Consider the following 17,309-nt stretch of genomic DNA (forward strand, 5'->3'; position numbering starts at 1 on the left):
CCGCTCAACTCACGCGGAACGTCACTCCGCCCAGCAGAAACTCGTTGCCCTCAACCGCGAGCCCTTTTGCCTTGGCGGTATGCAGCACCTGCGCCACGTCAGTCACCCGAAACTCCAGCGCACTCATGATCTCGCTGGCGCCCTTGACGAAGCGGAAGGTCGCGTTGGGTAGCTTCAGTTCGGCGCCTTCAGGCGCAATTCCGATGATCCTGCCCCAGTGCTCGGCCAGCCCTTGCGGATCCGGGCTCTGCATCTCCACCGCCGTCAGCGCCTCGGTCACATCCTTGCGAATGAATTTCTGCCAGTCCGGTCCCGCCGGAGGATACGGCCCGAGGATGTCGTCGCTGCCTTCGGTGTGATTGAACTCGATGAAGGCGGCGCGGCAGTCGCGGGGGTGGAGCTGGACGCCGTGATACGGCGCGTGGTCGATGACATTGGCGGTGCGCACGCCGAGCGCATTGGCGTTGCGGCCGCGCTCGTCCGGGTCGTCGCAGCAGAAGATCGCCATGTAACCGCCGCGGCCGCCGGTCTTCTCGATGAAGCGACCGGCCGTGGTGCCGTCCTTGAACGGCGCGACCACCTCCAGCAGGATCGTGTCGACCGGGAGCAGCGCGTTCTCGAGGCCGTATTTGGCGACATTGCCGTCGCGATAGCAGACGGCGAGGCCCATGATCCGACCGATATCCGTGATGACGGGCTCGAGCTGCGGCGCGACCAGGCAGATCTGACGCAGCCGGATATAGGGCGCCATGGTCATGCGCCCCTAAAGGTCGGCTTGCGCTTCTCGACGAAGGCCTTGGCCGCCTCCTTGTGATCCTCGGTGTCGCCGCAACGGGTGTGATGGATCGCCTCGCCGTCGAAGCAATCCTCCAGCGCCAGGTGCTCGGCGTTGTTGATGTTGCGCTTGATGAAGCCGAGCGCGATCGACGGCCCTTGCGCCAGCGACAGCGCGAGCTCGTGCGCGGCCGCGTCGATCTCGGCGTCGGGCACGACCTTCGTCACCATGCCGATCGCATGTGCCTCCTTCGCGGTGAGCACCGGCGACATCAGATAGAGCTCGCGCGCCCGCGCACTGCCGAGCAGCTGGGTCAGGAAATAGGTGCCGCCGTAATCACCGGAGAACCCGACTTTGGCGAAGGCGGTGGTGATCTTGCAGGATTCGGAGGCGATGCGCAGGTCGCAGGACAGCGCCATGGACAGGCCGGCGCCCGCCGCCGCGCCATCGAGCTGGGCCACCACGGGCTTTGGCATCTGATGCAGGATGCGCGAGACCTCCATGCCGCGGCGCAGATTTGCGAGCTTCTGCTCGAACGGCAGCGGCGCGCGACCAGCTGCCATCGATTTGACGTCGCCGCCGACGCAGAAGGAGCCGCCGGCGCCCTTGAACAGCACCGCCCGCACCTCGGGATCATCAGCCGCGCGCCGCGCCGCCTCGACCAGCCCGGCGACCATCTCGGGATTGAGCGCGTTCTTCCGCTCCGGCCGATTCATCGTGATGGTGAGCAGCCCGCCTTCGAGCTTTTGCAGGACCATGTCGTTCATGGATGTTGGCCTCATTCTGTGGTGCCACTCTCTCACTTTATCATTCCGGGGCGCGACGAAGTCGCGAACCCGGAATCCATCTCTCAACCGTCAATGCCGCCCAATGGATCCCGGGCTCTCGCTTTCGCGAGCCCCGGGATGACGACCTATTGTTTGGCGCGCCCCGGGATGACGGCGTGCCCTTACGTCACGCCGTCACTTCTTCACCAGCGGGCAGCGCGACAGCTCCAATGACTGGAACGCCTCGTTGCCGGGGACGGTGGCGAGCAGCTTGTAATCGTCCCAGCGGCCCTTGGACTCCGACGGCTTCTTCACCTCGAACAGGTACATGTCGTGGATCATGCGGCCGTCCTCGCGGATCTTGCCGTTCTTGGCGAAGAAGTCGTTGATCGGCGTCTCCTTCATCAGCTTGATCACCGCCGCGGCGTCGGTCGTGCCGGCTGCCTTCACCGCTTTCAGATAATGGGTGACGGAGGAATAGACGCCGGCTTGTGCCGAGGTCGGCACGCGCTTGGTGCGCTCCATGAAGCGCTTCGAGAATGCACGCGTGTCGTCGTTGAGATCCCAGTAGAACGCTTCCGCGAGCAGCAGCCCCTGCGCGGTCTCGAGCCCGATCGAGTCGATATCGGTGACGAACGCGAGCAGCGGCGAGACCTTCTGGCCGCCCTTGGTGATGCCGAACTCCGCCGCCTGCTTGATGGCGTTGATGGTGTCGCCGCCGGCATTCGCGAGCCCGATCACCTTGGCCTTGGAGGCCTGAGCCTGGAGCAGGAAGGACGAGAAATCCGACGTGTTGAGCGGGTGGCGGACGGCACCGAGCACCTTGCCGCCGGTCTTGGTCACGACCGCGCTGGTGTCCTTCTCCAGATCCTGGCCGAAGGCGTAGTCGGCAGTGAGGAAGAACCAGCTGTCGAGACCCGACTTCACCGCCGCAAGACCGGTCACGTTGGCCTGGCCGTAGGTGTCGAACACGTAGTGGATGGTGTAGGGACCGCAGGCCTCGTTGCTGAGACGGATCGAGCCCGGCCCGTTGAACATGATGATCTTGTTGCGCGCTTTCGCGATCTCGCCGGCGGCAAGCGCGGTCGCGGAGGCCGCGACGTCGTAGATCATCTCGACGCCCTGATTGTCGAGCATGTCGCGGGCAATGTTGGCGGAGAGATCGGCCTTGTTGAGATGGTCGGCCGCCAGCACCTGGATCTTGCGTCCCAGCACCTCGCCGCCGAAATCCTCGACCGCCATCTTCGCCGCAGTCTCGCTGCCGGAGCCGGTGATATCTGCATAAAGGCTCGACATGTCGAGGATGCCGCCGATCTTCAGCGGCGGCTTGTCCTGAGCCTGTGCGGCGCTCGCATTGAGGGCAAACGCGGCGGCAAAAATGCCGGACAAAATAGTCTTCATCGAAAACGACCTCCCTTATCGCGCCGTGCTCTGATGGCGGCTTGGTTATTGCTCTTGGGTTATTGCTCTTGGCTATTCGCTGTTGCCGCAATCATGCCGCATGCGCAAGAGCGCAGCAAGCGCAGGTGCGATGCAGATGAATGATCAATGCGCGCTTTCCGCAAAGCGGAATGCCGCGAGGACGGAAGCTGTCCCCGCATTGTCATTGCGAGCCAACGGGTCCGCGCGAAGCGCGGCCGGATGACAGGCTCCGCGAAGCAATCCAGAAATGCGTCCGCGGAAACAGTCTGGATTGCTTCGTCGCGAAGAGCTCCTCGCAATGAAGGGTGTGAGAAAGCCCCTTCGCGTCTCACCACGCATGAGTTAAGGTCCGGCCGCAATGCAACCTCTCCGGATCACGTGACGCAACGGCTTCGCTTCATCGTCGCATGTCTTCTCGTCGCAAGTAGCTCGGCATTCGCGGGCCCCTGCCAGTTCGAGTCCCAAGGCGAAGGCCGCGTCGCTGCCATCGTCGATGCGCGCAGCGTGCGGCTCGATGACGGGCGCGAGATCCGCCTCAGCGGCATCGCGCCGACCGCGACCACGAAGCAGGCGCTGACCTCGCTGCTCGCCGGCCACGACGTGATGCTGCGGAGCGCTGACGACACGCCTGATCGCTACGGCCGCCAGAGTGCGCTTGTCTTCATCGGCGAAGGCGACATCTCGGTGCAGGCCATGCTGCTCGCTCGGGGCGATGCCATCGCCTCCGCCGAGATCCTGGACAAGGACTGCGCGGCCGCCCTGATGGCGTCCGAAGCTGCGGCGCGGCGCCAAAAAATGGGCAGCTGGGCTGACCCGTCGGCCATAAAAAACGCGGAAAGTCCGGACGATATTTTGGCGGAGATCGGGCGCTTTACGGTGGTCGAAGGCAAAGTCCTGTCGGTCCGGCAAGCTGGGGCAACGACCTACCTCAACTTCGGACGAAACTGGACACGCGGCTTTGCCGTGACTATTTCAAAGCGCACGCTAGCGGCGTTCGAAAGCGCTGGTATGGCCCTTAAGTCCCTGGAGAATCGGCGTATTCGCGTTCGGGGCTGGGTTGAGGGGAATACGGGGCCACGCATCGATGTACGCCTCGTGGGGCAGATCGAGTTGCTGGGCGCAAACGAGCCGACAGGGGTAAGGCCTTAAGACAGGCCGGGCACGGGTTAAACGACGTGAATGGGGTGCTAGAACGGCACGGACTGGGCGATTGCCGCCGCCTGCGGGCTGCGCCGGCCGCGCTTTGCCTTGCGCTGGGCGGACTTCTCGCTGGCTGCGGCGATATGGGCCGGTTCCAGACTGCGGCGACCCCGGCAGCCGTCGCGATGCCGAAGCCGAAGCCTGCCGTCGCCCAAACCCCGGCCACCGAGAAGGAGCACGAGCGCATCCTGGCGAGCTATGGCGGGACCTATGACGATCCCAAGCTCGAGGCGCTCGTCAGCAAGACCGTCGACCGGCTGGTCGCGGCCTCCGAGCGGCCCGACCAGGGCTACAAGGTCACCATCCTCAATTCCGGGGCGGTGAACGCCTTCGCGCTGCCCAACGGCCAGCTCTATGTCACGCGCGGCCTGCTCGCGCTCGCCAGCGACACCTCCGAATTGTCCTCCGTGCTCAGCCACGAGATGGCGCATGTGCTGTCCAAGCACGCGGCGATGCGCGAGGACCAGGCCCGCCAGGCCGCGATCGTCACCCGCGTTGTCACCGACATGAGCAACGATCCCGACCTCACCGCGCTGGCGCTGGCCAAGACCAAGCTCACCATGGCGAGCTTCTCGCGCAAGCAGGAGTTCGAGGCCGACGGCATCGGCGTCGGCATCTCCGCCAAGGCGCATTTCGACCCGTACGGCGCGGCGCGCTTCCTGTCCGCGATGGAGCGAAATGCCGAGCTGAAGGCCGGCAAGAGCTCGCTCGATCCGCGCGCGCAGGATTTCACCTCGTCGCATCCGGCAACTCCGGAACGCGTCCAGAACGCGCAGAACATTGCCCGCCAATACACCGCGCCTGAAGGCGCCGAGCGCGATCGCGAAAGCTATCTCGCCGCGATCGACAACCTCGTCTATGGCGAAGACCCGAGCGAAGGTTTTGTCCGCGGCCGGCGCTTCCTGCATCCGAAGCTCGGCTTCACCTTCCAGGCGCCGGACAATTTCACGCTCGACAACACCGCGCAGGCCGTGATCGGCGTCCGCGAGGGCGGCGCGCAGGCGATGCGCTTCGACGTCGTGCGCGTGCCGGCCGAACAGTCGCTCGGCGACTACCTCAATTCCGGCTGGATGGAAGGCGTCGAGAAGGCTTCGACCGAGGATCTCACCGTCAACGGTTTTCCAGCGGCGTCCGCCACCGCCAAGGGCGACCAATGGCAGTTCAAGGTCTATGCGCTGCGCTTCGGCAGCGACGTCTATCGCTTCATCTTCGCGGCACGGCAGAAATCGACCGAGAGCGAGCGGAATGCGCGCGAGACCGTCAACTCGTTCCGCCGGCTGACGCTGGAGGAAATCCAGGCCGCGCGCCCGCTGCGCATCAAGGTCATCACTGTGCAGCCCGGCGATACCGTGGAGTCGCTCTCCCACCGCATGGCCGGCGTCGACCATCCCGCCGAGCGCTTCCGCGTGCTGAATGGCCTCGATCGCACCGCGCAGGTGAAGGTGCGCGACCGCGTCAAGATCGTCGCGGACTAATTTGTTTGAGCATGATCGTATCGGAAAACCGCTACACACTTTCCGGATCATGCTCTAACGCCGCTCCAAGCGCGTCTCATCCCACTGAAGAGAACTTTGCCCGCGGCTTCCCCCGCACCATGATCAGCGCCGCCGCCATCACCTCCAGCGCGATGCAGAGATAGAAGGGCAGCGTATAGCCGCCGGAGAGATCGCGCAGGAAACCGACCACGCCGGGACCGAACGCGTAGGTCACCTGGTTGATCGCGGTGTTGAGGCTGATCAGCACGCCGAAGGCGGCGGAGTCGAACTCCTGCTGCACGATAAGCGAGGGCAGCGTGATGAGATTGCCGACCGAAAAGCCGAACACGGCGCAGGCCGCGATCAGCACGTAATCGTTGTGCAGGTTGACGACGACGAGAAGCGCGGCGGCCTGGCTGAGGAACGACAGCGCGGACGCGAGGCGCTGATTGATGCGGTCGATCACCAGCGAGAACAGCACGCGGCCGACCACCGCCATCGCGGTGAGCACCGCGACGGCCACGGCGGCGCGCTCGCGTCCGATCACGGGATCGAGGAACGAGATCAGATGCACGATGAAGCCGACCTGGGCGAACAGCACCAGGGCGAAGGCGATCGTCACCGTGAGGAAGCCGGCGTCCCGCAGCGCCCAGGCGCGGATCTCAGTCGATGATTGCGGCTTCGCCTTCGCCGCCGCCTGCCACCCGTGGCGATCGGGCGGGCGGCCGACGAGAAGGAGGATGACCGGCACGAGCAGCACCAGCATGGCGCCGGCGGCGGCGTACATCGCACCGGCAAAGCCGATATGGCCGATCAACGCCACCAGCAGCGGCACGCCGGCGATGCCGCCGAAGCTGGCGCCATTGAGCGCGAGACTGATCGCCATGCCGCGCTTCTCGTCGAACCACAGGCTGATCGTATTGGTGATCATGGCAAGACTGGTGCCGGCCCAGCCGAAGGCGAGCACGGCATTAGCGAGATAGAGCTGCCAGGGCTCGCGCACCGCGCCGATCGCGACCGCAGCCGCCGCCATCGCCAGCGTCCCGGCGATCAGGCTCAGCCGCGGACCGTATTTCCGCACGGCCTCGCCGACGAAGACGACCAACAGCGCGCCGAACAGGTAGAAGAACGTGGTGCCGGAGGAGATCAGCGAGGCCGGCCAGCCCCGCGCGCGCTGCAGCTCGGCGACGTAGACGCTCTGGCCGTAGAAGCCGAGGCCCCAGCCGAAGGTCGCGAGCAGGAAGCAGACCGCGACGATGCGCCAGCCTTCATAGCGGAGCGAGGATTCGTCGATTGGCACAGCGTGGCGGGGACTGTCGAGCATTTGCGCTTCTCCTTCGCATCCCCCGCAAGCGCCTGGCTCTGCGCTCGCTTCTTCATGACGAGCATCATGTAACAACGCGGCCCTCGAAAATCACTTCGACCTGCATCGAAGTATTAACGCTGCTGACAGCCTCTTGCCAAACTAGACCGCGTCGGGGAATTCGCCCATGGCTGCCTCCAGCCGCGCCTTGCGGCGCTTCGCCCAGGAGACCAGCGAGAGCACCGCAAGACCCAGCACCACCGGCGGGAACACCACGAGGTTCACCGCGGACCAGCCGTAATTGGCGAGCAGCTGGCCCGACGAGAACGAGCCGATCGCCATCATGCCGAACACCAGGAAATCGTTGAAGGCCTGCACCTTGTTGCGTTCCTGCGGGCGATGTGTCTCCAACACCAGCGCGGAGGCGCCGATGAAGGAGAAATTCCAGCCTACGCCAAGCACGATCAGCGTCGCCCAGAAATGCATCGCCGTGAGGCCGGAGAGACCGATGATGGCGGCGCCCGCTTCCAGCAGCAGGCCGGCGGCGACGATCTTCGGAGCGCCGAAGCGCGCGATCAGCGTGCCCGTGAAGAAGCTCGGCCCGTACATCGCAACGATGTGCCATTGCAGGCCGAAATTGGAATCGGACACGGACAGGCCGCACAGCTTCATCGCAAGCGGCGCCGAGGTCATGACCAGGTTCATCATGGGATAGGAGATGACGCCGCACAGCGCTGCCGCGATGAAGCGCGGCTGCGCCACGATCGTGAGCAGCGGCCGGCCGCCGTGCAGATCGGCCGGCGCGGGCTTCGGCATATCGACGCCAGCGACGATGCCCATCGCGATCAGCGCGACGGCGGCCTGCACCAGGAAGCTGAAGGCGAACAGATAAGGCTGCCAGACATCCATGGTCCATTGCACGAGCTGCGGACCGAGCACGCCGGCGAACACGCCGCCCGCCATCACCCAGGACACGGCCTTCGGCCGGTAGGCCGCACTGGCGCCATCCGCGGCGGCGAAGCGATAGGATTGCGCCACCGCGCCGTAGAGGCCGCCGAGGAAGGTCGCGAGACAAAACAGCGCGAACGAGCCGCGCAGGATTGCGAGCGAGCCGAGCAGTCCGGTGAGCGTGCCGAGACCCGTGCCGATGACGAAGGCGGCGCGGCGGCCGAAGCGGCGCGAGATCGCGCCGGTCGGCAGCGTCCCGGCGGCGAGCCCGACCACATACATCGAGATCGGCACGGTCGCGAACGACATGTCGGGCGCGAGCGTGGCGCCGACGATCGCTCCGGTGGCGAAGATCACGGCCGAGTTGGCGCCGGTCAGCGCCTGCGCGGCGGCGAGGCGCACCACGTTGGCGCGCACGCGGGCATCGTCGGCGATCTCATTGGCGGCAGTCACGTCCAGCATCGGCATTTCCGCCCGAAGGGCTCTGTTGATTCGCGGCACTATGGAGGGGTGAGTGAGGGCCGGCAACCGGCGCAAACGGGCGCGGGCCATGCCCCTGACGCAATCGCTGGGATGATAACGCTGCACGCCCTTGACGGCTTGCGCTCGATCAAATCCTATCCGCCGCGATCTTCCCGGGAGTTACCTTCATGTCCGTCGACGACAGGCCCACGCTTCAAGCGCCCGACGACGATCCCTGGCTGTGGCTGGAGGAGATCGAGGGCCGGCAGGCGCTCGATTTTGTCGAGCGGCAGAACAGCCTGACGCTCGCCGCGTTCGGCGGCAAGGCCTTCGAGCACGATCGCGACATCCTCGCGGCGATCTATGACCGACCTGACAACATTCCCTATGTCAGCCGGCGCGGCAACGACCTGCACAATCTCTGGAAAGACGCCGCCAACCCGCGCGGCCTGTGGCGGCGGACTTCGCTTGCGGAATTTCGCAAAGCCGATCCGGCATGGGAGACCATGCTGGACATCGACCAGCTCGCGAGAAGCGAAGACGAGGACTGGTTGCTTAGCGGTATCGCCACGATGCCGGGAAGCTCGCGGGCGATCTTGAGCCTGTCGCGCGGCGGCAGCGATGCCGTCACCTTGCGGGAATTCGACCTCGCCACGAAAAGTTTCGTGGCGAACGGCTTTGCGCTGCCGGAAGCGAAAGGCGGCGTCGACTGGCTCGATGCCGACACGCTGCTGCTGTCAAGCGCGCATGGCGAGGACATGGCGACGAGCTCGGGCTATGCGCGCACCGTCCGCCTGTGGCGGCGCGGCCAACCGGTCGATCAGGCACAGATGGTCATCGAGACCACCGCCGATCACATGGTAATCTATGGCATGGCCGACGACACCGGAGCGGCGCCCCGGGTCTGGATCGTCGACCAGATCGACTTCTTCAACCACGCCATCTGGCTGCGCGATGCGGCCGGCACGACGACGAAGCTCGATCTGCCGACCGGGATTTGGATGCAGGCGCATGGCGACTGGTTCGCGATGAAGCTACGCAAGGACTGGCAGGTCGATGGCCGGACCTATGCCACCGACACCGTGCTCGGCATCTCGCTCTCGGCCTTCCTCGCCGGCAGCCGCGATTTTGTCGTCCTGTTCGAGCCCGCACCGCGGCGCGCGCTGCAAGGGTTGTTCTGGGCGGAAGGAAAGCTGGTGATGTCGATTCTCGACGAGCTCAAACATCGCTTCGAGATCTGCACACCGTCTGCCACTAGCTGGAGCCGCGAGACACTTGGCGGCCTGCCGCAGATCGGCGTCGTCGATGTCTGGCCGCTCGACCGCCATGCATCGGAGAGCAATGGCGATCTGCTCGCCAATGTGCAGGACCCGCTGACGCCGCCGGCGCTGCTGCTGATCGAGCGCGGCGTCGCAAGCCCGATCGTGCTGAAGCAGGCGCCGAAGACGTTCACCGCCGATGGCCTCGTGGTGACGCAGCACGAGGCGATCTCCGTTGACGGCGAGCGTATCCCCTATGTGCAGACGGGCCCTGCCGGCGAGACCGGCGATGCGCCGGTCTATCTGAGCGCCTATGGCGGCTTTGGTCACTCGGTGAAGCCGTACTACAATTCCTCGCTCGGCAAGTTGTGGCTGGAGCGCGGCGGCACGATTGTGCAGGCGAATCTGCGCGGCGGCGGCGAGTTCGGCACGCGCTGGCACGATGCCGGACGGCTTGCCGGCAAGAAGCTTTCACACGACGATTTCGCCGCGGTCGCGGCCGATCTCGTCCGCCGCGGTGTGACGAGCGCAAAACGCATCGCCGCGCAGGGCGGATCGAACGGCGGCATCCTCATCACCAACATGCTGGTACGCTACCCCGAGCGTTTCGGCGCATTGTTCTGTACCATCCCGCTGATCGACATGCGCCGCTACACCAAGCTGCTCGCCGGCGCGAGCTGGATCGCGGAATATGGCGATCCCGACAAGCCCGACGAATGGGAGTGGCTGAAGACCTACTCCGCCTATCACAACGTCAGGGACGGCCAGTCGTACCCGCCGATCCTGATTGCGACCACGCGGCGCGACGACCGCGTCCATCCCGGCCATGCCCGCAAGATGGCGGCAAAGCTGCAGGCCATGGGCTATGAGGCCTGGTTCTACGAGCCGCCCGCAGGCGGCCACGGCTACGGCAAGGACAACAAGGAGCGCGCCGGTTTCGAGGTGCTGGGCTATCGGTTCTTGAAGGAGAAGATCGGGTGGCGGGATGAAGGCTAGAGTTGGGTGCGCTGACGTCTCCACATCGTCATGGCCGGGCTTGGCCCCGCCATCCACGCCTTGCCTTACCGCCCGAAGAACGTGGATGCCCGGGACAAGCCCGGGCATGACGACCTCCTAGCCTCTTGCAAACACCAGCGTCAGATTGTTCGCGGGCATCTCGATCGTGTCGACGAGGCCGAGGCCTGCCGCCTTCGCCAGCTTCTCGACGTCGACGACGTCGCGCACGCCCCATTCGGGATTGCCCTCGCGCAAGGAGGTGTCGAACACCGCATTGCTGAGCGCGGTATGCTTGCCGTCGCGCTTGAAGGGGCCGTAGAGGAACAGCTTGCCGTCGCGGCGCAGATAACGCCCGGCGCCGGCGAACAGGCCTTCGGCCACGGCCCAGGGCGCGATGTGAATGACATTGGCGCAGAACACGGCCGCGAGGCTGGTCGGCCCCTGCCCGCTTTTCATTTCCGGGCACCAGTCGGGATCGGTGAGATCGATGCGCAGGGGTGGGCGGATGTTCGGCAGGCCGGCATGCACGCGCCAGGCTTCGATGCTCTTGAGGTGGCGCTGGTTGAGATCGCTCGGCCACCAGATCAGGCCCGGCGTGTGGCGGGCGAAATGCACCACGTGCTGCCCGGTTCCACTGCCGAGTTCCACGACGCTGCCGGTCGCATCCGCGAGATGCTTTTCCAGCGCCGCCCAGATCGGTTCGTGATTGCGATGGAAGGCCGGCGCATCGAGCCGGCCATCCGGCTCGACCCGTCCGCCATCCCTGCCAAATTCGACCACATATTCAGCCAAGTGACGTCCCCAAAAAATGCGAACCGGAAAAGGCGGCCAAACGTCCGAGAATAATCTGCTAGTTCACGCCCATCCGAATGAACGAACTATCTCGTCAGTTGCAATGCGCAGGATATTAACTCCATTTCACCGCGTGCATAGTCTTGATTGTCAGGCGATGGCCTTTGTGCTTTTGAACAATTCCGCAAACGAGATCATCGAGATAACGCCGGGACGATGCCTTGACCGCCTTTCCTCGCAAGCCCGCTCTGCTTGCTGCGCTGGCCCTCCTCGCCGGCGCGGCAATGGCCCCGGCGGGGGCGCAATCCACCGTGACGGAAGGCCAGAAGCTCGCCTTCGACCGCGGCAAGGGCAATTGCCTCACCTGCCACGTCATCAAAGGCGGCGACCTGCCGGGGACGATCGGACCGGAGCTGAAGGACATCAAGGCCAAATACCCCGATCGCAACGAGCTCACCGCGATCATCTTCGACGAGACCAAGCGCAATCCGCAAACCATGATGCCGCCGTTCGGCCGGAACCGGATTTTGACCGAGCAGGAGATCAACGCGATTGTTGATTTCCTGCAGACCCTGTAACCGCCGGCGGCCCCTAGGAGACTTGAGATGACCACGACCCCCAAGCCTCATTGGAGGCCTCATCCGACGCGGCGCCTGATCCTTCAGGGCGCTACCTCCGTGGCGCTGCTCGGCCTCGGCAATCTGCCGTTCGCGCCCGCGCGCGCCGCGGCGAACGACAAATATCCGGAAGAGGCCTTCAGGCAGAAGAGCGAGGCGGATGCGATCAAGGCGCTCTACGGCAAGGCCGCCGAGCCGTCGGACAAGGTCAAGCTGGATGCGCCGGAGATCGCCGAGAACGGCGGCGTCGTGCCGATCTCGGTGACGACGACGCTGGACAAGGTCACCTCGATCTCGTTCTTCGTGGCGGAGAACCCGAGCGCGCTGGCGGCCAGCTACAGGATTCCCGATGGCACGATCCCTGCCGTCGCCAACCGGCTCAAGATGGCCAGGACCACCAAATTGACCGCGATCGTAGAGGCCGACGGCAAGCTCTACAGCGCGACCAAGGAGGTCAAGGTCACCGTCGGCGGTTGCGGCGGCTAAGCGAGGCAGTTCGACATGGCATCCAGCATTCGCGTGCGCGCAACATCGACCGGCGACATCACCGAGGTGCAGACGCTGATCCAGCACCCCATGGACACCGGCCTCGTCAAGGACTCCAAGGGCGAGTTGATCCCGGCGCATTTCATCCAGCAGCTGAAGTTCGAATGTAACGGCAAGGACGTGTTCGTCGCCGATTGGGGCACAGCGGTCTCCAAGGACCCCTACGTCAAGTTCAGCTTCAAGGGCGCCAAGAAGGGCGACGAGCTCAAGATCTCCTGGACCGACAACAAGGGCGGCTCGGATACGACCACCGCGAAGATCGCGTGATGAAGGCCCGCATCCACCTCCTGCTGGGCTCGCTCAGCGCTGCGCTCGTCGCGTTCGCGCTCGCCGCGCCGCGCGTGATCGCTGCCGACAAGGTCGATCCCGTCGCCGACGCCAAGGCGTTCCAGAACTTCTTCTTCCAGAAATTTCCGAACGTGAAGCACGAGGATTTCGTCAACGGTCCGTATTCCATGAACGAGGACATGAAGCGGCAGTGGCAGGAGAAGGAGGAATTCCCTCCTTACGAGTTCGCGCTCGAGGCCGGCAAGGAGATGTTCTCGACCCCGTTCAAGAACGGCAAGACCTATGCCGACTGCTTTCCGAACGGCGGCATCGGCATCCGCCAGAACTATCCGTACTTCGACAGCGGCGAAGGCAAGGTCATCACGCTGGAGCTCGCGCTCAACCGCTGCCGCGAGGCCAATGGCGAGGGGCCCTATTCCTACGTCAAGGACGAGATGGCCTCGCTCACCGCCTACATGGCCTACACCTCGCGCGGCAAGCTGATGGACATCAAGATCCCCGACGATCCCCGCGCGCTGGCGGCGTACGAGAACGGCAAGCGCTATTTCTACACGCGGCGCGGCCAGATGAATTTCTCCTGCGCGAGCTGCCACGTGCAGAGCCCGGGCGAGCGCATCCGCGCCGAGACCCTCGCCCCAGCGCTCGGCATCCTCAACGCGATGCCGATCTACCGCTCCGAATGGAGCGGCATGGGCACGACCAGCCGCCGCTTCGTTACCTGCAACAGCCAGACCCGCGCGGTTTCACTGGAGCCGCAGTCGGATGAATATCGAGACGTCGAATATTTCCTGTCCTACGTCGCCAACGGCCTGCCGATCTCGGGACCGGGAGCACGGCCATGAAGCTGTCACTTGGCTTGGCCATGCTGCTCGCCTTGAGCCTTGCGCCATCCGCGCGCGCGGCGAGTGAGGCGGACTACAAGGCGGCCTATGCGGCCGCCGAAGCCGCCTCCAAGGAGGCGGCGGGCATGCGCAACCAGTGGACGGTGACCGTATCTGCGCTGGCGGCCGCGAAAAGGGCTGCCGATGGCGGCGATTTCGGCCGTGCGGTGGCCGCGGCCAGGGAAGCCGAAGCGCTGGCGAGGGCGTCGATCTTCCAGGCTGTTTCCGAAAAAGAAGCCTGGAAGGCGATGGAAATCCGCTAGACTGCCCCGCGGTGAACGCAGTCCCCACGAGAGGCGCGGAGAATTCTTGAATGGCGATCCGCCGCCGCGATTTCCTGAAAGGTGCAGGCCTTGCCGTGGCAACGATTGGCCTGCCGCGGCTCGCCCGCGGCGCTGACGCCGCCAGCATCTACGACCTCGAACGGTTCGGCAATGCGCGCATCCTGCACATCACCGACACGCATGCGCAGCTCAATCCGGTCTATTTCCGCGAGCCCAGCGTCAATATCGGCATCGGCGAGATGGCGGGACGGCCGCCGCATCTGGTCGGCCGGGCCTTTCTCGAGCGCTTCGGCATCCGCTCCGACAGCGCCGATGCCTATGCCTTCACCTGCTTCGAGTTCGAGAAGTCCGCAGGCCGCTTCGGCAAGCTCGGTGGCTTTGCCCATCTGAAGACACTGGTCGATCGCCTGCGCGCCGATGTCGGCGAGCGGCGTTCGCTGCTCGTCGACGGCGGCGATCTCTGGCAGGGCACGGGGCTGGCCAACCTGATGCAGGGCCGCGACATGGTCGAGGTCGCCAATCTGCTCGGCATCGAGGCGATGACGGGCCATTGGGAATTCACCTATGGCGAGCAGGCGCTGCGCGACAATCTCGAGCGTTTCAAGGGCGAGTTCCTGGCGCAGAACGTGTTCCTGACCGAAGAGGCCGCGTTCAACGACGCGCCCGCCTTCGACAAGGCCACTGGGCGCGTGTTCAAGCCTTCCGTCATCAAGGAGCTCGGCGGGCATCGCATCGCGATCGTCGGCCAGGCCTTCCCCTACACTCCGATCGCGCATCCCAGGAGGTTCACACCGGACTGGAGCTTCGGCATCCGCGAGGAGGAGCTGCAGAAGCATGTCGATGCCTTGCGCGGCACCGACAAGGTCGACGCCGTCGTGCTGCTGTCGCACAACGGCATGGACGTGGATCTCAAGCTCGCCAGCCGGGTCACCGGCATCGACGTCATTCTCGGCGGCCACTCCCATGATGCCGTGCCGCAGCCCATGCCGGTGAAGAACGCAGGTGGTACGACGCTCGTCACCAATGCCGGCTCCAACGGGAAATTTCTGGGTGTGCTCGATCTCGCGCTCGACAGCGGCAAGGTCAGCGATGCCAGATATCGTCTACTGCCGGTCTATTCGGAGCTGCTGAAGCCCGATCCGGCGATGGCCGAGCTGATAGGCCGGGTCCGTGCACCGCACGTGGCCGATTGGTCAGAAAAGATCGCAACACCCGACCGGCTGCTTTATCGCCGCGGCAATTTCTCCGGCCCCATGGACGAATTGATCTGCACCGCGCTGCGCACCGAGCTCGATGCCGAGATCGCGCTGTCGCCGGGCTTCCGCTGGGGCGTCACCGCGCTGTCCGGCCAGGCCATGACCATGGAGGATCTGCTCGCGGAAACCGCGATCACCTATCCCGAGACCTATGTGCAGGAGATGACGGGGGCCCAGATCAAGGACCTGCTCGAGGACGTCTGCGACAACCTCTTCAACGCCGATCCCTACTACCAGCAGGGCGGCGACATGGTCCGTGCCGGCGGGCTCAGCTACACCTGCACGCCGGACGCTGCGATCGGCAGCCGCATCTCGGAGCTGAAGATCAGTAGCGGCAAGGCGCTCAGCGCCAGCCACCGCTACAAGGTCGCGGGCTGGGCCTCAGTCAACGGCCAGCAGGGCGCGCCGGTGTGGGACGTGGTCGGCAAATATCTGCGCTCGGGCCGGATGATGCCCGAACGGCTCGGCTCCGGCGTGACGCTGAAAGGCGTCGAAGGCAATCCAGGCATTGCAGGACTGGGATGATGTGTTTTGTCCGCGATCATGCGGCCATAATAATAATCTTCTAAATTTTTCTGCTCATGCAGTGAATTACTTCTCTTTCCGACCCGTATTGTAGTAGAATCTTGGAAGTCAATTCCAAGCCGGGTCCTGCCATGATCTTCCGACAGCTCTTCGACAGCGTTTCGGGCACCTACAGCTACGTCCTCGCCAGCCGCCCCGGCGGCGAGGCGCTGATTCTCGACCCCGTGCTGGAGAAGGTCGACCGCTACTGCCAATTGCTGCGCGAGCTCGACCTCAAGCTGGTCAAGGCGCTGGACACGCATCTGCATGCCGACCACGTCACCGGCCTCGGCGAGCTGCGCGATCGCACCCATTGCATGACCGTGATGGGCGACCAGACCAAGGCCGACGTCGTCGCCATGCGGGTGGCCGACGGCGACAAGGTGACGATCGAGGGCCTGTCGCTCGACGTGATGTACACGCCGGGCCACACCGACGATTCCTATTCTTATTTGATGGGCGACCGCGTCTTCACCGGTGACACGCTGCTGATCCGCGGCACCGGCCGCACCGATTTCCAGAACGGCTCGGCGCGCGCGCAATACGATTCGATCTTCAACCGCCTCTTGAAGCTGCCGGACGAGACGATGGTGTTTCCGGCCCACGACTACAAGGGCGACACCGTCTCCACCATCGGCGAGGAAAGACGCTACAATCCGCGGCTCCAGGTGCGCTCGGTCGACGAATATGTCGAGCTGATGGCCAATCTGAAGCTGCCCAATCCGAAGATGATGGACGTGGCGATCCCCGCCAACATGCATGTCGGCCTGCATCAGGAAGAGCTGGAGAAGGAAGGCCGCGCGCTCAGCGCGATCGAGGCGATCCGCAGCCTCGGCCGGCCCGACATCCTGCTGGTCGACTTGCGCGAGACCAATGAGCGGATGAAGCACGGCATGCTCGAAGGCGCGCTGCACACGCCCTACCCTTCCGTCGAGGAGAGCCTGAAGCCCGGCGGCATGCTGCGCGAGGTCGCGGCCGCTAGCGGCCGCCGCGTGGTGTTCTTCTGCGCTTTCGGCGAACGCTCGGCGATGGCCGTTGCGGCTGCAAAGGAGGCGGGGCTTCTCAACACCGCACATATCGCCGGCGGCCTCGATGCCTGGAAGAAGGCGGGCGGGCCGGTGGTGCACTGACGGCCTCGTCGCCCCTTGAGATAAATCAGGTACCGCACATATTTGGCAGGTACATTCGGATGCAGCATCACCATCCGGGACCAGCCATGGCCAAGACCGGCAAGCCGAGCGAGCCGCCCAAGACCACCGAGAACAAGCCCGCGGACAACAAGGCGAAGAGAGCCCCGCGCCGGCCCCAGACCGATGACGACGATTACGAAGACGGCGACATCGCAACGCCGAAGCGCGACCGCTATGGCCCGGACGACGAGCCGTTCTGAGGGGGACGTTGATTTTGATCGCGCGCTAGCGGGATGGAGCCCTACCCGCACTACCTGCCATGCGCCTGCGTTCATGGACAAATA

The 17,309-nt window shown here is 64.8% G+C and carries 17 protein-coding genes; 11 read left to right on the top strand and 6 right to left on the bottom strand.

Annotation, left to right across the window (positions count from 1 at the left end):
* Positions 1-4: 4 nt before the first annotated feature.
* From GA0061099_RS23745 to GA0061099_RS23755, 3 genes are all read right to left on the bottom strand, one after another.
* The gene (locus GA0061099_RS23745) at positions 5-751 is read right to left on the bottom strand and encodes a VOC family protein (RefSeq protein WP_036026313.1); all 747 of its coding nucleotides are present in this window, start codon (positions 749-751) and stop codon (positions 5-7) included.
* Positions 752-753: 2 nt separating this feature from the next.
* Complete coding sequence (locus GA0061099_RS23750; RefSeq protein ID WP_036026312.1) at positions 754-1,542, bottom strand: enoyl-CoA hydratase; 789 nt, start codon at positions 1,540-1,542, stop codon at positions 754-756.
* A gap of 195 nt (positions 1,543-1,737) precedes the next feature.
* Complete coding sequence (locus tag GA0061099_RS23755; RefSeq protein ID WP_074448069.1) at positions 1,738-2,943, bottom strand: ABC transporter substrate-binding protein; 1,206 nt, start codon at positions 2,941-2,943, stop codon at positions 1,738-1,740.
* Between the two features lie 399 nt (positions 2,944-3,342).
* On the opposite strand from GA0061099_RS23755, the gene GA0061099_RS23760 reads away from it, so the two are divergent.
* Together GA0061099_RS23760 and GA0061099_RS23765 are read left to right on the top strand one after the other, a co-directional pair.
* Entirely contained in the window at positions 3,343-4,113 is a 771-nt protein-coding gene (locus GA0061099_RS23760) for a thermonuclease family protein (RefSeq protein WP_225113658.1), read from the top strand.
* A gap of 35 nt (positions 4,114-4,148) precedes the next feature.
* Positions 4,149-5,639, top strand: coding sequence for a M48 family metalloprotease (locus GA0061099_RS23765; protein WP_036014583.1), 1,491 nt, complete (start codon positions 4,149-4,151; stop codon positions 5,637-5,639).
* Positions 5,640-5,715: 76 nt separating this feature from the next.
* On the opposite strand, the gene GA0061099_RS23770 is transcribed toward GA0061099_RS23765, so the two are convergent.
* Positions 5,716-6,963: an MFS transporter gene (locus GA0061099_RS23770; RefSeq protein WP_036026305.1), complete on the bottom strand. Its 1,248-nt coding sequence runs from the start codon at positions 6,961-6,963 to the stop codon at positions 5,716-5,718.
* A 141-nt stretch (positions 6,964-7,104) separates the two neighbouring features.
* Entirely contained in the window at positions 7,105-8,352 is a 1,248-nt protein-coding gene (locus GA0061099_RS23775) for an MFS transporter (RefSeq protein WP_074448085.1), read from the bottom strand.
* Positions 8,353-8,540: 188 nt separating this feature from the next.
* On the opposite strand from GA0061099_RS23775, the gene GA0061099_RS23780 reads away from it, so the two are divergent.
* Positions 8,541-10,607: a prolyl oligopeptidase family serine peptidase gene (locus GA0061099_RS23780; protein ID WP_074448071.1), complete on the top strand. Its 2,067-nt coding sequence runs from the start codon at positions 8,541-8,543 to the stop codon at positions 10,605-10,607.
* Between the two features lie 117 nt (positions 10,608-10,724).
* Here the strand turns inward: GA0061099_RS23780 and GA0061099_RS23785 are convergent, their stop codons facing one another.
* Entirely contained in the window at positions 10,725-11,399 is a 675-nt protein-coding gene (locus GA0061099_RS23785; protein ID WP_036026286.1) for a DUF938 domain-containing protein, read from the bottom strand.
* A gap of 221 nt (positions 11,400-11,620) precedes the next feature.
* Here GA0061099_RS23785 and soxX point away from each other — a divergent pair, with 221 nt between their 5' ends.
* The 8 genes from soxX (at position 11,621) to GA0061099_RS40240 (ending at position 17,225) form a co-directional block, all read left to right on the top strand.
* The gene (soxX, locus tag GA0061099_RS23790) at positions 11,621-11,977 is read left to right on the top strand and encodes a sulfur oxidation c-type cytochrome SoxX (RefSeq protein ID WP_036014593.1); all 357 of its coding nucleotides are present in this window, start codon (positions 11,621-11,623) and stop codon (positions 11,975-11,977) included.
* Positions 11,978-12,004: 27 nt separating this feature from the next.
* Positions 12,005-12,502, top strand: coding sequence for a thiosulfate oxidation carrier protein SoxY (soxY, locus tag GA0061099_RS23795; protein WP_036026285.1), 498 nt, complete (start codon positions 12,005-12,007; stop codon positions 12,500-12,502).
* 15 nt (positions 12,503-12,517) lie between these two features.
* Positions 12,518-12,829, top strand: a complete 312-nt coding sequence (soxZ, locus tag GA0061099_RS23800; RefSeq protein WP_036014600.1) for a thiosulfate oxidation carrier complex protein SoxZ — start codon at positions 12,518-12,520, stop codon at positions 12,827-12,829.
* A complete protein-coding gene (soxA, locus tag GA0061099_RS23805) occupies positions 12,829-13,692 on the top strand; it encodes a sulfur oxidation c-type cytochrome SoxA (protein ID WP_036026282.1) in 864 nt (287 codons plus the stop codon). The genes soxZ and soxA overlap by 1 nt, the downstream gene beginning before the upstream one ends.
* Positions 13,689-13,994 carry a hypothetical protein gene (locus GA0061099_RS23810; protein ID WP_036014604.1) on the top strand — a complete coding sequence of 102 codons (306 nt, stop codon included), beginning with the start codon at positions 13,689-13,691 and terminating at the stop codon, positions 13,992-13,994. The genes soxA and GA0061099_RS23810 overlap by 4 nt, the downstream gene beginning before the upstream one ends.
* 50 nt (positions 13,995-14,044) lie before the next feature.
* Entirely contained in the window at positions 14,045-15,796 is a 1,752-nt protein-coding gene (gene soxB / locus GA0061099_RS23815) for a thiosulfohydrolase SoxB (protein ID WP_036026279.1), read from the top strand.
* Positions 15,797-15,927: 131 nt separating this feature from the next.
* Positions 15,928-16,965 carry an MBL fold metallo-hydrolase gene (locus GA0061099_RS23820; protein ID WP_036026298.1) on the top strand — a complete coding sequence of 346 codons (1,038 nt, stop codon included), beginning with the start codon at positions 15,928-15,930 and terminating at the stop codon, positions 16,963-16,965.
* 86 nt (positions 16,966-17,051) lie between these two features.
* Positions 17,052-17,225, top strand: coding sequence for a hypothetical protein (locus GA0061099_RS40240; protein ID WP_036026278.1), 174 nt, complete (start codon positions 17,052-17,054; stop codon positions 17,223-17,225).
* Positions 17,226-17,309 lie beyond the last annotated feature (84 nt).

It is taken from the genome of Bradyrhizobium yuanmingense (assembly GCF_900094575.1).
GTDB lineage: Bacteria > Pseudomonadota > Alphaproteobacteria > Rhizobiales > Xanthobacteraceae > Bradyrhizobium > Bradyrhizobium yuanmingense.

Excerpts from the sequence above, each read along its gene's own strand:
- GA0061099_RS23780 (WP_074448071.1), top strand. The coding sequence starts at position 8,541 with ATGTCCGTCGACGACAGGCCCACGCTTCAAGCGCCCGACGACGATCCC.
- GA0061099_RS23745 (WP_036026313.1), bottom strand. The coding sequence starts at position 751 with ATGGCGCCCTATATCCGGCTGCGTCAGATCTGCCTGGTCGCGCCGCAG.
- soxB (WP_036026279.1), top strand. The coding sequence starts at position 14,045 with ATGGCGATCCGCCGCCGCGATTTCCTGAAAGGTGCAGGCCTTGCCGTG.
- soxA (WP_036026282.1), top strand. The coding sequence starts at position 12,829 with ATGAAGGCCCGCATCCACCTCCTGCTGGGCTCGCTCAGCGCTGCGCTC.
- GA0061099_RS23770 (WP_036026305.1), bottom strand. The coding sequence starts at position 6,963 with ATGCTCGACAGTCCCCGCCACGCTGTGCCAATCGACGAATCCTCGCTC.
- GA0061099_RS23755 (WP_074448069.1), bottom strand. The coding sequence starts at position 2,943 with ATGAAGACTATTTTGTCCGGCATTTTTGCCGCCGCGTTTGCCCTCAAT.
- soxY (WP_036026285.1), top strand. The coding sequence starts at position 12,005 with ATGACCACGACCCCCAAGCCTCATTGGAGGCCTCATCCGACGCGGCGC.
- GA0061099_RS23820 (WP_036026298.1), top strand. The coding sequence starts at position 15,928 with ATGATCTTCCGACAGCTCTTCGACAGCGTTTCGGGCACCTACAGCTAC.
- soxZ (WP_036014600.1), top strand. The coding sequence starts at position 12,518 with ATGGCATCCAGCATTCGCGTGCGCGCAACATCGACCGGCGACATCACC.
- GA0061099_RS23775 (WP_074448085.1), bottom strand. The coding sequence starts at position 8,352 with ATGCTGGACGTGACTGCCGCCAATGAGATCGCCGACGATGCCCGCGTG.
- GA0061099_RS40240 (WP_036026278.1), top strand. The coding sequence starts at position 17,052 with ATGGCCAAGACCGGCAAGCCGAGCGAGCCGCCCAAGACCACCGAGAAC.
- GA0061099_RS23750 (WP_036026312.1), bottom strand. The coding sequence starts at position 1,542 with ATGAACGACATGGTCCTGCAAAAGCTCGAAGGCGGGCTGCTCACCATC.
- GA0061099_RS23810 (WP_036014604.1), top strand. The coding sequence starts at position 13,689 with ATGAAGCTGTCACTTGGCTTGGCCATGCTGCTCGCCTTGAGCCTTGCG.